This is a genomic window from Telluria sp. AZSoR62, from assembly GCF_058111565.1.
In genome coordinates, this window is record NZ_JBYTST010000699.1 from 1 (window position 1) to 228 (window position 228).

A 228-nucleotide genomic window follows, 5' to 3' on the forward strand; every position below is an offset into this window, starting at 1 on the left:
CTAATATTTCATCTTTTGAGCGTACGTCAGGTTGGAGTTTGTCCCATTCTTTGATTTTATTATTGCACTTTATAACTTCTTTTTTTATGGCGGATATAAGTGATTCTAGATGAGTGTTTAGCTCGGGGATTTTCTTATTTAAAGATGTGTTGGTGAGCTTTTTTTCTACCTCGGATGGGATTTTTTCGAGCTCTGATGTTATTTCCCTAAATGCTTTTTTTTCGTTTT

General features: G+C 33.8%; 1 protein-coding gene. It reads right to left on the bottom strand.

The annotated features are described in order from the left end of the window. Window positions 1-228: hypothetical protein (locus AC3XQU_RS25185; RefSeq protein ID WP_489876810.1), on the bottom strand; the 228-nt coding region annotated here is incomplete at both ends.